This window comes from Enterobacter cloacae complex sp. R_G8 (assembly GCF_024599795.1).
Lineage (GTDB): Bacteria > Pseudomonadota > Gammaproteobacteria > Enterobacterales > Enterobacteriaceae > Enterobacter > Enterobacter dissolvens.
Map to the genome: position 1 here is coordinate 2202214 of NZ_CP102246.1, position 15212 is coordinate 2217425.

The window sequence follows — 15212 nt, forward strand, 5'->3', positions numbered from 1 at the left end:
AAACCACTACTCCACGTCCTCTTCCATCGGCCGCAAACCGACTTTCCGCACCGCGTTATCTTCTTTCTCTGCTACGGTCCAGATCATCCCGGCAAACTCCACCTGGTCACCCACAACCGGGGCCGCACCAAGGCGCTGCTGGATGATTTCGCCCAGCGTTTGCTGGTTATCGTCGCCTTCAGCACCTTCGTCCAGCCCATAAATCAGGGCCACATCCGCAAACCTGGCGCTGGCTTCCAGAATAAAATCGCCGAAGAAACGCTGATCCAGCGCCACTGGAGGCGACTGGCTGAACAGTTTACCCAGGGCGGGCAGGTCGCGCTCGCGGCCAATCACACACAGAATATCGCCTTCGCGTAGCCGGGTGCTGCCGGTAGGGTGCAGCAGGACATTATCGCGGAACAGGGCGGCAATACGCGTATCGGCTGGCATATGCAAATCACGCAGCGACGCCCCCACACACCATTTATCGGCGCTGAGCTGGTAGACAAACTGTTCCCACGGGTTTTCCGGGTGAATATCCAGCCCCACGCGAGACACCGGCCAGCCCACGGGAGGAACCACCACTTTGGCTTTTTTCGCCGCCCACCCGAGCGAGGTTCCCTGGAACAGCAGCGAGATCAGCACCACGAAGAAGGCGACATTAAAGAACAGCCGCGCGTTGTCCAGACCGGCCATCATCGGGAAGACGGCCAGGATAATGGGCACCGCGCCGCGCAGCCCCACCCAACTGATAAAGACGCGTTCGCGCAGGTTGAAGCCGCGAAACGGCAGCAGACCGGCAAACACCGACAGGGGACGGGCGAAGAAGATCATCCATGCCGATAAAATCAGTGCCGGAACGGCAATCGGCAGCAGGTCTGACGGCGTCACCAGCAGACCCAGCACCAGGAACATCCCGATTTGCGCCAGCCAGGCCAGTCCGTCGAAGTTCTGCAAAATGGCGTGACGGTTACGAATAGGGCGATTGCCCAGCAGGAAGCCGCAGAGATAAACCGCGAGGATCCCGCTGCCGTTCAGCGCAGTGGTGACGGCAAAAATCAGAATGCCGCCGCTCAGGGCAAGCAGCGGATACAGCCCCGAAGGCAGCGATATCCGGTTGATCGTCTGCTGAAGCAGGTAACCCCCTGCAAGGCCGAGCGCAATCCCCAGGCCGAACTGCTGCAGGATATGCAGGGCAAACATCCAGCTTAAGCCCGTTTCATGCTGCTGGATCATCTCTATCAGCGTGATGGTGAGAAATACCGCCATCGGATCGTTACTGCCGGATTCAATCTCAAGCGTGGAGCCGACGCGTTCGTTCAACCCTTTGCCTCCCAGCAGGGAAAACACCGCCGCCGCGTCGGTTGAGCCGACAATCGCGCCAATCAGTAAACCTTCCATCAGATCGAGATGGAACAGCCACGCCGCCATCATACCGGTCAGACCGGAGGTAATTAACACCCCGACCGTCGCCAGCGACAGGGCGGGCCCCAGCGCAACGCGAAATGAGCTCGCCTGGGTGCGCATCCCGCCGTCGAGCAGGATCACCGCCAGCGCAAGGTTACTGATCATGTAAGCGAAAGGGTAGTTATCGAAAGGGATACCGCCGATACCATCGACACCCGCCAGCATGCCGATGGCAAGGAAAATAACAAGAATAGGTATGCCGAGACGCGATGAAAATGAACTTAATAAAATACTACAGGTTACGAGCACAGAACCCAGAATGAAAAGACTGATTATCGCTGTGGCATCCAATGTTGTCTTACTCCCACCTCAATGTTAATGCTGTTACTAAAACCCTAACATATTAACGACGCAAACAGCGGTTTATTGAGGGGGATTAACGGCTTTTTTATGCCTTTAAGACCGGATGACCCCCAATCGTTAACCGACTGCCCGTTTCATCATGCTTCAGGGTGGCCTGCGCGCCTAACGCCAGGGTGACGGTTTGCTGCTCGTGGCCGAAGTCCAGCCCGGTAATAACAGGAATATCAAGGCGTGAGCGGATGAAATCGACCATCGTTTCCAGCGAGTATCCTGCGTCATAGTCATTCGGCGCGGCACCGGTAAAACTGCCAAGAATAACCGCGGACTGACGTTCCAGAATACCGGCGTAATACAGCTGCAATAACATGCGCTCGACGCGGAACGGATGTTCATTGATATCTTCCAGCACCAGAATGCCGTCGTCAATTTGCGGCAGCCATGGCGTTCCGATGAGCGACACCAGCATTGCCAGATTTCCGCCCCAGAGTTGTCCTTCACACGACCAGTGCGGCCCGTTGCCCTGCCACTCAACGCTGTAGGTCGGGTTTTTCAGGGCGCGCCAGAAGTGTTCCACCGAAAATGGGTCAAGCTCGGGTGCCCCGAAATTACCGGCCAGCATCGGGCCGCTGAAGGTCACCACGTTATGCAGCGCGAGCAGCCCGAGCTGGATTACGGTAAAGTCGCTGTGGCCGCAGATAAGCAAGGGATCCTGCTGCTGACGCTTTGCCAGCCCTTGCCAGTCAATACTCTCCAGCAACCGGCTCGCACCATAGCCGCCGCGCACCGCCAGCACGATGTTGTTCTCACCCTGCAGGTTTACCAGGCTGTTGATATCATTCAGCCTTTGCGCTTCCGTACCGGCAAAACGTTGCTGGCGGCGGGGGATAATTGTCTGATTTTCTACCGTGTAACCGAGTTCCAGTAAGCGCTCAACGCCCCGCTGTGCCGCCTCCTGGTTGATGCAGTACCCGGACGGCGCGATAAGATGAAACTGAGACATGGCAATTCCTTGCTGAATGAGAATCTAATTGTCTATATCATGCCGCTTATACGTTGCCTGCTTCAAGGGCGATGACCGGCTATAAGGATAGATGACGTGAAATTGAGATGGTTTGCTTTTTTGATTGTGTTGCTGGCTGGCTGTAGTTCAAAACATGACTATCAAAACCCGGCATGGAACCCGGAAGTACCTGTGAAACGGGCCATGCAGTGGATGCCGATCAGCGAACAGGCGGGCAAAGCCTGGGGTGTCAGCCCGCGGCTGATCACGGCGATCATTGCCGTGGAATCCGGCGGTAACCCAACGCTTGTCAGCAAATCCAATGCCGTGGGGTTAATGCAGCTTAAGGCCTCAACTGCCGGCAGAGAGGTCTATCGCTATATGGGCTGGAGCGGTCAGCCGTCAACCAGCGAGCTGAAAAACCCGGAACGTAACATCTCCATGGGCACGGCTTATTTGAGTATTCTGGAACACGGCGTGCTGAAGGGAATCGAGGATCCTGAAGTGATGCAGTATGCGCTGGTGGTCTCTTACGTGAACGGCGCGGGTGCGCTGCTCAGGACGTTCTCATCGGACCGTAAAGAGGCGATAGAAGAGATTAACGGCATGGACAAAGACGAGTTCTTTGAACACGTAGCGAAAAATCATCCGGCACCACAGGCTCCGCGTTATATCTGGAAAGTACAGAAAGCGATGGATGCCATGTAATGCCGTTGTCGGGCGGCCAGCGTGCTGCCCGGCGTCTGTCACAACACTTTATTCGCCCGCTCCCGCGCTTCTCGCTCAAGAGAATAGATAATCCGTTGCAGTTCGCGCTCTGCGCCCGGCCCGACGTTCAGGAAGCGGAAGCTCAGACGTGGCGTGACGATCGTTTCATTTTTGCTGTCGACCACCTTACGCTCGCTGATGGCAATCAGCTGCGCATCAAAGTAAAAACGCCCCCAGCCTCCCATATCCAGTTCGATTTGGGTAAATCGCATGCCTTCTACCAGTCCGTCAGGCTTTGGCGTATCCATCAGCGCACCCATGCCGCCCAGGGAGAGGTCAAACAGGCGAAAGCGGATCTCTTTTTTGTCCGGCATTTTGGCCTTACCAAAATAGGCAGGGTGCAGCGGGGCACTGATACGAAAATATTCACGGCGCTGAACAAACCAGAGGTTGGCCGGCAGCGGGGTGACAAACGCCGGAAGACCGCCGAATTCGCTCAGCTCCAGGCGCGGCAGGACAAATTCCACTTTTGCGCCGTGCGTTTCTGCCATCACCGAGATTTTCTCCGCCCGCAGCGCGGCGCGGTTTTCATGCTCCTGACTGCCCAGGTCGATGACCAGCCTCTCTGCAGACGCATCCAGGATCTTGCTGATGAACTGATTGTTTGACCAGCTGATGCGCAGCGGCACCTCGCCTTTTTGCAGGTCACGCAATACCCCTAATACAGCCAGCGGATTTTGCTTCAGGAACTGCTCACTGTAATTACTCACGCCGGATGGCTCCTTGATAAATGACAGACTGTCTCTGCGTTATCGGCAGCGTGAAACGAAACTTAATACAAACCGGTGAGTTTTTTTCGCAGTACAGAGAAGTTAAGTCGGTGAGATGAAATCGGTTTTACCGTGATGACCTATACTTAAGTTACCTGCGCGGAAGGTTTTCTGCGCATGCGTTAAACCTGCAAGAGGGCATCGCTATGGGTATTATCGCGTGGATCATCTTTGGTCTTATTGCCGGGGCTATCGCTAAACTCATCATGCCGGGAAATGATGGCGGCGGCTTTATATTGACCTGTGTGCTCGGTGTTGTTGGTGCGGTTGTTGGCGGCTGGCTGGCGACGATGTTTGGCTTTGGCGGCAGCATCAGTGGTTTTGACCTGCACAGTTTCCTGGTGGCTGTGGTGGGCGCCATTGTTGTTCTGGGCATATTCAGGTTACTCAGACGGGCATAGATAACCCAAAACGGCTCTCGCAAAAGGGCCGTTTTTTTTGTCGTGATATTGATTTGCTAATCGAAATGATAATAATTGTCGTTCCTAGTTACATATAACCACAAGACGACACTATGAACACCTCACGTTTTGCAGTATGCGCGTTGGCAGGAGCCGTGACGCTGGCATTACAGGCACAGGCATTTGCGGAAGAATCCACCATTCTTGTCACCGGCTCTGAGCAGGGCAGCGTTCTCCCCGCATGGACGAACAGCGCAACCAAATCGGCGGTGGCCGAAAGTAAAACGCCGCAGGTGATCGATACCGTCTCTGCGCAGCAAATTGAGCAACGCCATGCCAGTTCCGTGAACGAAATCCTGCGCTATGTTCCGGGCGTTTCGACAGAGCTGCGTGGAAACACCACGTACATGAGCGAGTATAAAATTCGTGGCTTTACGGTCGACCAGGAGTTCTACAACGGCCTGCAGCTGCCGTATAACGTCACCGGAAACACCAAAGCGCGCATCGATCCGCTGCTGATTGAGAGCGTCGATATCCTTAAAGGGCCATCTTCTGTGCTCTACGGCGGCGGCTCCCCGGGTGGGCTGGTGAACATTCAAAGCAAAAAGCCGCAAAAAGCTGCCCGCACCGAGTTTGGCTTCAACACCGGTAACCGCAATCTGAAAGAGGGCTATCTCGACTCGACCGGACAAATCGCCGACAGCGACTGGAACTACCGTCTGCTGGGTAAAGCCACTGAAAATGACGATCAACCCCATACCACGCGGTATGAAAACTACCTGGTCGCACCGTCGGTTACGTGGCAGCCGGACAACAAAACGCGTCTCACCATTGATGCGCTGGCGCAAAACTCCCCGAGCCTGTCACCATCCAACCCGTTGCCGCTTGCTTACCTGCGCTCGAAGTATGCCGATCGCCGTGATTACGCCGGGGATGAATGGAGCGGTTTTAAACAGCGTCAGTGGATGCTGGGTTACAGCTTTGAACATGAGTTTGACAGCGGCTGGGGCTTTAACCAGAAGGCACGGTACTTTGATGTCGACACCCATCAGCGCAGCGTTTACGCCACGGGGACGGGGAGTGAGGTCTACCAGCTTAACCGTTTTGCTTACACCACGGATGAGGATCTGAAGAGTTTCAACATTGATAACCAGGTAACCAAAACCGTGGCGCTGGGGGAATGGAAACATCACCTGTTGGCCGGGTTTGACTATCAAAAGCTGAACTCTCACTTCTACTACCGTTATGCCTCGACAACGCCCGGCATTGATATGCGAAATCCTGACTATTCGCAAATCAATGAACGCGATCTCGGGTTGTATACGGGGCAGAAAAATCGTCTGAGCTACCAACAAAACGGCTATTACCTGCAGGATCAGGTGGAATTTGGCGGCTTAAATCTGCTGGCCAGCCTGCGCTATGACGATTACCGCTCGGTGACCAGCAATTATCTGCAGAACGGCGACAAAGCCTGGGTCTCGCAGGACCGCGTGACCAAACGCCTGGGCGCGCTTTACGCGTTTGAGAATGGGCTGTCACCGTTCATCAGCTACTCCGAAGGGTTTGCCCCGGTGTCGCCGCAGGGCACGCTCACGGCCAAAGACGTTAAACCAACAACCAGCAAACAGGTTGAAGGCGGGGTGAAATACCTGCTGGCAGAGTACGCCACAACCTTTACCGCCTCGGTGTTTAATATCCGTCAGAAAAATGTCGTCACCTCCGATCCGGGCTTCCTGAATTACAGCCAGACCGGCGAAGTGGAATCCAAAGGTGCCGAGCTCTCGGTCGTCAGCCGTCCGACGGATAACGTGACCCTGATTGCCAACTATGCCTATACCCATCTGATCAATACCGAAGATGATAAATACCAGGGCAAACGACCAACGCAGGTGCCGGAAAATGCGTTCAACCTGTGGGGAGATTACACCTTTGACAATACGCCGCTGAGGGGGCTGATGCTGGGGGCGGGGGCACGCTACACCGGTCCAATGGAAATTTCACCGAACAACGATGCGGGCAAACTGGGTGGCACCATGCAGTACGATCTGGCTGCTTCCTATCGTATGGGTGAAATCCTGCCGTCGCTGGAGGGGTTAACCCTCAAAGCCAGCGCGCAAAACATCACCAATAAAGAGACGCTGACCTGCTACGACGCCACGAACTGCTGGATTGGGCGTGACCGCACGTATCAGTTGGGGGCGAGTTACAGCTTCTGATTATCGTTTCCCTCTCCCGCAGGGAATGCAGGCCGGGCAGGCGTTAGCGCCACCCGGCATTGCTCACCTACTGCGCCGTACTTTTCACCGGCGCAGCCTCTTCATTCGCCGCAGGTTGATTCTCCGGCACGCTGTCACACGGTTTCTCTTTCGGACAGACCAGGTCCAGCATCTTCAGCGTCACGCCGTTGCTCCAGCCGAATCCATCCTGCAGCGGATACTCGCCACCGCCGCCGCCCGTACCGGTGGAGGAGACGTCATATTTTTCCACCAGTTTCTGCTCGCGATCGTAGGTGTGCTGAACATTTTTCAGGAAACGCCAGGTGACATCCATCGCCACCTTATTCTGGCCATAATTCTGCAACCCTTCTGTCGCGACCCACTGCAGCGGCGCCCAGCCATTGGGGGCATCCCACTGCTGGCCGCTGTTGACGGTGGTGGTCGTTATGCCACCCGGTTTCAGCAGGCGTGAGGACGTCGCAGCAGCCACTTTATCGGCGCGATCCTGTGCCGCCGCCTTCAAATACAGCGGGAAGAGGGCCGCAGCCGTAAGCTGATTACGCACCTTCTTGCTCTTCAGATCGTAATCCGCATACCACCCCTCTTTTTCGTTCCACAGATACTTCTCCATCGCCTGCTGGCGTGCCGTGGCCAGCGCCTCATATTTGCTCGCGCTGGCGGCATCGCCGCTCTCCTGGCTTGCCCGGGCGAGCAGTTTTTCCATCTTGAACATCAGGGCGTTCAGATCCACCGGCACAATGCTGGTGGTGCGGATGGTGCCCAGCTTTTGCGGATCGTCCATCCAGCGGGAGCTAAAGTCCCAGCCTGAGGCCGCCGCAGAGCGTAAATCGCGGTAGATCTCCGTCGCCGGACGGTTAGGGTTGCTTTTGGCCGTGGTGATATCGTCAAGCCATGACTCCGGACGTGGCGTATCGCGATCATCCCAGTAGCGGTTGAGCAGTGAGCCATCCTCCAGCTTCACCACCCGTTTGTTGGCTTGTCCGGCCTGCAGCGCATCGGCGCCCTCCATCCAGTAGGCGTACTCCTTTTCCATTTGTGGACGGTATTTCTTCAGCGCCTCGCTGTCGTGCGTCGCCAGCAGTTCAACCATCAGCGAGAAAAACGGCGGCTGGGAGCGGCTCAGGTAGTAACTGCGGTTGCCGTTCGGAATGTGTCCCCACGTATCCAGCTCGTAGGCGAAGTTGTCCACCATATCGCTGATTTTGTCCCAGTGGTCACTTTCCGCCAGCCCCAACATGGTGAAATAGCTGTCCCAGTAGTAGACCTCGCGGAAACGTCCGCCCGGCACGACGTAGGGTTTAGGTAACGGCAGGAGCGAATCCCACTTGTTACTGGCTTTATCGGTGGTGCGGGTAAGCACGGGCCACAGCCCGTCAATATGCTCACGCAGGCTCTGCCCGGCAGGAGGAACATATTTTTCCCCTTCCGCGGGAAGCGTGAAGTTCATATCCACAAAATGGCGTAAATCAAACCCGGACTGACGACGCTGCATGCGGTAGTCGGCCAGAATCGTCAGGGGATCGCTTTTCGGTACCGCATCGGCAAAGGTTTTTTGATCGGGGAAAAGTTTGGCGCTCTGGACATCGTTAAAGAGAGGGCCGAGCAAGATATCCGGTGAATTCGTCTGGTCAGAGTGCATTTCTTCTGCGTTGCCTGTCGCGGCAACCGCGAGCAACGCACTGCCCAGAACCAGAGGTAAGAGGCGAGGGCGCAGCTTTTGAGGGGTTATCATCGGTGCTTCTCCTTATTTCGCTGAGCAGCGGTCACGCTGTAATCAATCACCAGAAAACCTTAGTCGAATATTCCGCGCTTCGCGTGTCGAACATCGCACTTTGCACAAATCCAGATAATTTACCGTTGCGTTTAATGCCCCGGTGGCGCTGCTGAAATATTGATATTGTGAATGGCTGTAGGCGAGAAAATAAATTGCGATCCGTTACGCATAATTTTCCGGATAAAGGCTTTCTTTTAATTATCCCGATCACATAAAGCAAAAAACATAACTTCATGGTGAAAAAACATAATGGATCGCGTCGTTGCGCTCAGGCGAAATTATTGTCAAAGCAGAAACCGGTTTCATCAATAAGGAGTAACGTGATGTCAGTGAGTGAAAAAATTCCGGTCCGGGAAAAAATAGGCTACAGCCTGGGAGATGCCGCGAGCCATATTGTATTTGACTCATCGGTTGCCATTCTGGCGTATTACTATACCGATATTTATGGCTTACCCCCGGCCGTAATGGGAACCATGTTTCTTTTGGTCCGTTTATTAGATGCCATTACCGACCCCGTTATGGGAGCGATTGCCGATGCAACTTCCACGCGCTGGGGACGTTTTCGTCCCTGGCTGCTGGCGATATGCGTTCCTTTCGCGGTGAGTTGCGTATTGGTTTATTCCATTCCGGATTTTACCGAAACAGGCAAAATTTATTATGCCGTCGGGGCGTATATATTTATGACTCTGATGTATACCGCCATTAATATCCCCTATTGCTCCCTGGGCGCTGCGCTTACGTCCGATCCACGGGAAAACCTCTCGTTGCAGTCCTGGCGCTTTGCCATCACCCCGATTGGTGGCGCGCTTGGTACCGCGCTTATTCTTCCCCTCGCGGACTATCTCTACCCCGGCGACAGGGCGACCGGCATTCAGGTGGCGATGGCGCTGTTTGGTGCAATCGGCTGCGTGATGTTTATCATTTGTTTTGTGACCACCAAAGAGCGTGTCCAGCCGATCAAAGAGGAGAATCTGAACATCGCCCGGGACGTTAAAATCCTCTTTCGTAACGATCAGTGGCGCATTCTCTCGATCTACAACTTTATGATGCTGGTGGCGGTGGTGATCCGCGGTGGCGCGGTGGTCTATTACGTCAATACCGTGCTCAACAAGGGGGCCGACATTATCTCGTACTTTATGCTGGGCGGGATGCTGGCCTCGATGTTTGGTTCGGTTCTGGCGCAACCGTTCGGTACCCGTTTTTGTAAGGTTAAACTCTCGTTCTGGATCAATATTCTCAATGCGGTGTTAGGCGTGGCCTGCTTCTGGCTACCGCTGGAGTTCTGGGTCATTCCACTGATTGCCCATGTGCTCATTCAGATTGTTCAGGGCGGTAACGGCGCGTTGCAGTGGTCAATGATTACTGATGCAAATAATTACGGTGAATGGAAAACTCAGCGTCGTATTACAGGTATGAATGTTGCGGCCAATATTTTCGTGATCAAATTAGGTGTCGCCGTCGGGGGGGCGATTCTGGGCTGGGTGCTGGCCTGGTTTAATTACCAGTCGAACAGTACGGTACAGTCGGAATCCGCCGTTCAGGGTGTCATTCTGCTGTTTACGTTAATCCCTTCACTCTTTTATTTACTCACCGCTTTTTCAATCAAGTTTTATAAATTAACCGAAAACGTCATGAATGGCGTGGTGAGTGATTTAAATAAAGGCGAATTCGCTAACTCTTAATAGTTGAAGCAGTAAGCCGATAATTCATTTGAATTATCGGTGAGGTTCTCTGTGTCCGTCAGGAAATAATGATTAACTCACGAGGATGGAGTCGATGAAAGTGAAATACCTTGCACTGCTCGTCAGTGCGTTTTGTTCTACCGCAGCAATGGCAGCAAATGATACGCAACGTCTGGAAGATAAACTGGCGCAACTGGAGGCGCGCCTCGAAAAGGCTGAAACAAGGGCGGCAAAGGCAGAAGCACAAATTCAGGTTCTGGAACAACAGCAGCAAACCGTGGTGGCCGCAAATCCTGTTGTGGTTGGATCCACAGAGCCTGCGACAGCGCAAACGGCACCGAAGCTCACGTTATCCGGCTACGGTGATATTAAATTTTATGGTGACGTCGAATTTAATATGGATGCGGCCAGCAAGACCGGCAGTTTAACCTCCATGAAAACGACAGCCAATAAAGACTGGGCACCCGGTAACCATGAACGCTGGGATATTAACGGGCGTCTGCTGCTGGGGTTTGACGGCTATAAGCGAATGGAAAACGGCAATTTTGCCGGTTTCTCCGTACAGCCGCTGGCGGACTTAACGGGCAAAATGAACCTGGATGACGCGGTCTTCTTCTTTGGCACGGAAAACGACTGGAAGGTAAAAGTTGGCCGTTTTGAAGCCTATGATATGTTCCCGCTGAACCAGGATACCTTCGTAGAATATTCCGGCAACACCGCCAACGATCTCTACAGCGATGGTTACGGCTATATCTATATGATGAAAGAGGGGCGCGGTCGTAGCGACAGCGGAGGTAACTTCCTGCTGAGTAAAACCCTGGGCAACTGGTATCTCGAGGTTAACACGCTGCTGGAAGACGGCAGCTCGCTGTTTGTTGACCAGCAGTATCATGGCGTGGACCTGGATAACGATAAAAACGTCGCCTACGTCCGCCCGGTGATTGCCTGGCAGGAAGGAAACTTCTCGACCGCTATCGCGATGGAGAGCAACCTCGTCAACAACGCCTACGGCTACCACGATGCGTCCGGAAGATGGGTCGACCAGTCTGACCGCACCGGCTATGGCTTTACCATGACCTGGAACGGGCAAAAAACCGATCCGGATGACGGTATCGTTGCCAACCTGAATACCGCCTACATGGATGCCACCGACGAGACGGATTTCACCGCGGGCGTGAATGCCTTATGGCGCAATGTAGAGCTGGGCTATATCTATGCGCATAACCAGATCGATAATTTCAACACCGCCAACTTTAATGCGGACTGTGATGGCGACTGCTGGGTGACCGATCCCGGCGATTATGATATTCACACTATTCATGCGTCGTACCTGATCCCGAACGTCATGAAGATGAAGAATTTCAATATCTATCTTGGCGTGTACGCCTCCTGGGTTGAAGCACATCCGAATGACGGCGATGACCGCAACGACGATCGCTACGGCGGGCGCGTGCGCTTCAAATACTACTTCTGATGTCCTGCGCCAGTCAGGCCTCTTCCGGGGTCTGGCTGGTCTCCCGCAGCGTGCCCGGCGCATGGCCGATAATTCGCTTGAACGCCCGGCTAAACGCCGCAAGGGATCCGTAACCCAGGCGCAGCGCGACCGTTTCAATAGGCTGATTTTCATGGCGAATGTACTGAATGGCCAGGCGCATCCTCAACTCGCTGAGGTATTTCGCCGGGGTGGTGCCCGTCGCGGCGAGAAAACGTTCCGCAAACACCGAGCGGGAGGTGCCAGCCTCTTTTGCCAGATCCGCCACGCTCCAGTTCAGACCCGGCTGCTGGTGCATGGCGTAAATGGCCCGGCTCAGACGCGGGTCGCGCAGTACCTGCACCCAGCCGGTGGCTTTTCCGCAGCCTCCTTCAACCCAGCCCCGCACGATTAGCGCCGCCACCACGTCTGCCAGCCGCGCGAGGATCCCGGCGAATCCGGCCTGACGCGTCATGGATTCGCGCTCCATCGCCGCCAGCAGCGGGTGGATCTCCGGCCAGGTGGACATCAACCGGCTCACCATCATCACCTCCGGCATCGCTTTGATGAGCGGTTGCATCCCGCCCAGCTCAAAATCCATGCATCCGCTGAAAATGACGGTGTTCTCGCTGTCCGGACACGGCTCGCAGGTGATGGCGCAGACCGAGCTGCAGATAGGTTCACTGGGAAACGCGCTGACCGGGGTGATGGTGGCCTGTTCGTCCGAGAGCAGGGCGTGCGCATTACCGTTTGGTATAAACAGGGCATCACCGCCGTTTAAGGTGAATGTTGCGCCACTCTCCATACGCAGCAGGGCATTGCCGCGGCTGACAAAATGAAACTGTGCTTTGCCAGGCGCCTGGTGGAACGCCACGCCAAAGGGTGCGCTGGCTTCAATGCGGCGGTATTTCACGCCCGACAGGCGCATTCCGCGTAACAGCTCGCTGATCAGATCGGGGGACTGAGCGGTCATGGCAAAACTCCGGACGAATAATCAATAAGTGGAGATTATATGTCATAGATCGTCCACGGTGAACCCTCTATCCTTTTGCGACAGTTGTCACATTTTCATAACGGGAGATCAACAGATGAGTTCATGTGTCGCGGCGAGAGAGGCTGTTACGCCTGCAAAACCCGCCTGGCGGGCCGTCTATTCACTGGGGCTGGGGGTGTTTGGTTTGATCACGGCGGAGTTCCTGCCCGCCAGTTTGTTAACGCCCATGGCCGCAAGCCTGGGCGTAACAGAGGGGATGGCCGGACAGGCGGTAACCGCCACCGCGCTGGTCGCGCTGGTCACCGGATTGCTGATCACCCCGGCGACCAAAAGTATCGACCGTCGCTGGGTACTCATGTTTTTCTCGGTGCTGCAAATCATCTCCAGCCTGCTGGTGGCTTTTGCGCCGACGTTGCACGTTCTGCTGATGGGACGCCTGCTGTTAGGGATTGCCATCGGGGGATTCTGGGCGATGTCGACCGCCACGGCGATGCGTCTGGTGCCTGCTGATAAAGTGCCGAAAGCGCTGGCGGTGATCTTCTCCAGCGTGTCGATCGCCACGGTGGTTGCGGCTCCGTTGGGCAGCTATCTTGGCAGCCTGATCGGCTGGCGTAATGTCTTTATCCTCTGCATTCTGCCGAGCATGCTGGCGCTGCTGTGGCAGCTCTGGGTACTGCCGTCAATGAAGCCGGAGAGCAGCGGCAGCCTGGGCACCCTGTTCCGCGTGCTGCGTCGTCCGGGAATGATCGGCGGAATGCTGGCGACCATTCTGATCTTCAGCGGCCATTTTGCCTTCTTCACTTACCTGCGTCCGTTCCTTGAAACGGTGGGTCAGGCAAGCGTGGAGAGCATCTCGCTGATCCTGCTGGGCTTCGGGATTGCCAACTTTATCGGCACCTCCGTTGCCGGACATCTGCTTGCGCGCAACCTGCGCCTGACGCTGGCCCTGGTTCCGTTCGCCATGGGCGTGCTGGCACTCACCATGGTGGCGTTTGGTCATCTGGCGATGCTGGATGGATTACTGGTGGCGATGTGGGGCTTTGCGTTTGGTCTGGTTCCGGTGGGCTGGTCAACCTGGCTTGCCACGACGGTGCCGGATGAAGCCGAAAGCGCGGGTGGTTTGCTGGTGGCCTCTATCCAGCTGGCAATCAGCGCCGGTGCGGCCGTGGGCGGGGCGGTATTTGACCTCAACGGCGCCAGCGGCGTCTTTGCCGGAAGCGGTTTCCTGCTGGTAACGGCGATGGTGATTGTGTTTATGGGCGTGAAGGTTAAGGCGGAGTGAGTTATCAGCCGGGTAAGCGCAAGCGCCACCCGGCTTACACCTTACAACCCTTTCTTATCCATCAGCACCGCCAGATCCACCAGGCGGTTAGAGAATCCCCACTCGTTGTCATACCACGCCAGGATCTTCACCATCCGACCACCAATTACCAGGGTGGAGAGACCGTCAATAATCGAAGAGCGCGGGTCGCCCTGATAATCGCTGGAGACCAGCGGTTCATCGCTATATCCCAGAATGCCTTTCAATGGCCCGCTGGCGGCGGCTTTGCGGAACGCATCGTTCACCTCTTGTACCGTAACGTCACGGCTCAGCGTCACCGTCAAGTCCACAATCGAGACCACCGGAACCGGTACGCGCAGGGAATAGCCGGTCAGCTTGCCGTCCAGAGACGGGATGACTTTCCCCAGCGCCTTCGCGGCACCGCTGGAGTACGGCACAATTGACAGGGCGGCCGCTCGTGCGCCGCGCAGATCTTTTTCCGGCTGGTCATGCAGCGCCTGGCTGTTAGTATAAGCGTGCGTGGTGTTCATCAGGCCATGCTCAATACCAAATTGCTGATGCAAAACCTGAGCGGCCGGCGCCAGGCCGTTCGTGGTGCAACTCCCGTTGCTCACTACCACGTGCTTAGCCGGATCGTACTGCTCGTGGTTAACGCCCATCACCACCGTCAGATCGTCATTCTTACCTGGCGCGGAGATGATGACGCGCTTCGCCCCACCGTGGGTGATATGCACCAGCGCTTTCTCGCGTTCGGTGAAGAAACCGGTGGCTTCAATCACCACGTCAACGCCGACATCGCGCCAGGGGATATTCGCCGGATCGCGCTCGCTAAAGACGGTGATGCGCTGGCCGTCAACCTGCAGCGCACCGTCCGCCGCTTCAACGGGGGCCGGCAGCGTGCCGAGCAGGGAATCATGCTTAAGCAAATGGGCGAGGGTTTTGCTGTCCGTCAGATCGTTAATCGCCAGAATCTGCAGGTCCGGATTGCCCAGCGCCGCGCGCAGGAAATTACGTCCGATACGGCCGAAACCGTTAATGCCGACCTTAACCATAATGCACTCCTTATTTCTGTTGTCTGGAG

The 15212-nt window shown here is 55.6% G+C and carries 12 protein-coding genes; 6 read left to right on the forward strand and 6 right to left on the reverse strand.

Translation table 11 applies throughout. The annotated features are described in order from the left end of the window. Nucleotides 1–6 precede the first annotated feature (6 nt). Nucleotides 7–1740, reverse strand: coding sequence for a potassium/proton antiporter (locus tag NQ842_RS10470; protein WP_014832347.1), 1734 nt, complete (start codon nucleotides 1738–1740; stop codon nucleotides 7–9). A 97-nt stretch (nucleotides 1741–1837) separates the two neighbouring features. Beyond that, a complete protein-coding gene (gene ldcA / locus NQ842_RS10475) occupies nucleotides 1838–2752 on the reverse strand; it encodes a muramoyltetrapeptide carboxypeptidase (protein ID WP_063411830.1) in 915 nt (304 codons plus the stop codon). Nucleotides 2753–2848: 96 nt separating this feature from the next. Between ldcA and emtA the strand changes: the two genes are divergently transcribed. Then, a complete protein-coding gene (emtA, locus tag NQ842_RS10480; RefSeq protein ID WP_257256809.1) occupies nucleotides 2849–3460 on the forward strand; it encodes a membrane-bound lytic murein transglycosylase EmtA in 612 nt (203 codons plus the stop codon). Between the two features lie 38 nt (nucleotides 3461–3498). Here emtA and NQ842_RS10485 read toward each other — a convergent pair whose 3' ends face one another. After that, a complete protein-coding gene (locus NQ842_RS10485) occupies nucleotides 3499–4230 on the reverse strand; it encodes a flagellar brake protein (RefSeq protein ID WP_014832344.1) in 732 nt (243 codons plus the stop codon). A 206-nt stretch (nucleotides 4231–4436) separates the two neighbouring features. Between NQ842_RS10485 and NQ842_RS10490 the strand changes: the two genes are divergently transcribed. Together NQ842_RS10490 and NQ842_RS10495 are read left to right on the forward strand one after the other, a co-directional pair. Continuing rightward, the gene (locus NQ842_RS10490; protein ID WP_010432765.1) at nucleotides 4437–4691 is read left to right on the forward strand and encodes a GlsB/YeaQ/YmgE family stress response membrane protein; all 255 of its coding nucleotides are present in this window, start codon (nucleotides 4437–4439) and stop codon (nucleotides 4689–4691) included. A 113-nt stretch (nucleotides 4692–4804) separates the two neighbouring features. Beyond that, on the forward strand, nucleotides 4805–6907 hold the full coding sequence (locus NQ842_RS10495) for a TonB-dependent siderophore receptor (RefSeq protein ID WP_063411831.1): 2103 nt from the start codon (nucleotides 4805–4807) through the stop codon (nucleotides 6905–6907). 67 nt (nucleotides 6908–6974) lie between these two features. Here the strand turns inward: NQ842_RS10495 and NQ842_RS10500 are convergent, their stop codons facing one another. Continuing rightward, complete coding sequence (locus NQ842_RS10500; RefSeq protein WP_257256810.1) at nucleotides 6975–8660, reverse strand: alpha,alpha-trehalase; 1686 nt, start codon at nucleotides 8658–8660, stop codon at nucleotides 6975–6977. Between the two features lie 365 nt (nucleotides 8661–9025). Here NQ842_RS10500 and NQ842_RS10505 point away from each other — a divergent pair, with 365 nt between their 5' ends. After that, nucleotides 9026–10384, forward strand: a complete 1359-nt coding sequence (locus tag NQ842_RS10505) for a glycoside-pentoside-hexuronide (GPH):cation symporter (RefSeq protein ID WP_014832341.1) — start codon at nucleotides 9026–9028, stop codon at nucleotides 10382–10384. Between the two features lie 94 nt (nucleotides 10385–10478). Further along, nucleotides 10479–11858 carry a carbohydrate porin gene (locus tag NQ842_RS10510; RefSeq protein ID WP_257256811.1) on the forward strand — a complete coding sequence of 460 codons (1380 nt, stop codon included), beginning with the start codon at nucleotides 10479–10481 and terminating at the stop codon, nucleotides 11856–11858. Nucleotides 11859–11871: 13 nt separating this feature from the next. Here the strand turns inward: NQ842_RS10510 and NQ842_RS10515 are convergent, their stop codons facing one another. After that, complete coding sequence (locus NQ842_RS10515; RefSeq protein WP_014832339.1) at nucleotides 11872–12828, reverse strand: AraC family transcriptional regulator; 957 nt, start codon at nucleotides 12826–12828, stop codon at nucleotides 11872–11874. A gap of 115 nt (nucleotides 12829–12943) precedes the next feature. Here NQ842_RS10515 and NQ842_RS10520 point away from each other — a divergent pair, with 115 nt between their 5' ends. Continuing rightward, a complete protein-coding gene (locus tag NQ842_RS10520; protein WP_257256812.1) occupies nucleotides 12944–14131 on the forward strand; it encodes an MFS transporter in 1188 nt (395 codons plus the stop codon). Nucleotides 14132–14172: 41 nt separating this feature from the next. Here the strand turns inward: NQ842_RS10520 and gap are convergent, their stop codons facing one another. Continuing rightward, nucleotides 14173–15183 carry a type I glyceraldehyde-3-phosphate dehydrogenase gene (gene gap, locus NQ842_RS10525; protein WP_257256813.1) on the reverse strand — a complete coding sequence of 337 codons (1011 nt, stop codon included), beginning with the start codon at nucleotides 15181–15183 and terminating at the stop codon, nucleotides 14173–14175. Nucleotides 15184–15212 lie beyond the last annotated feature (29 nt).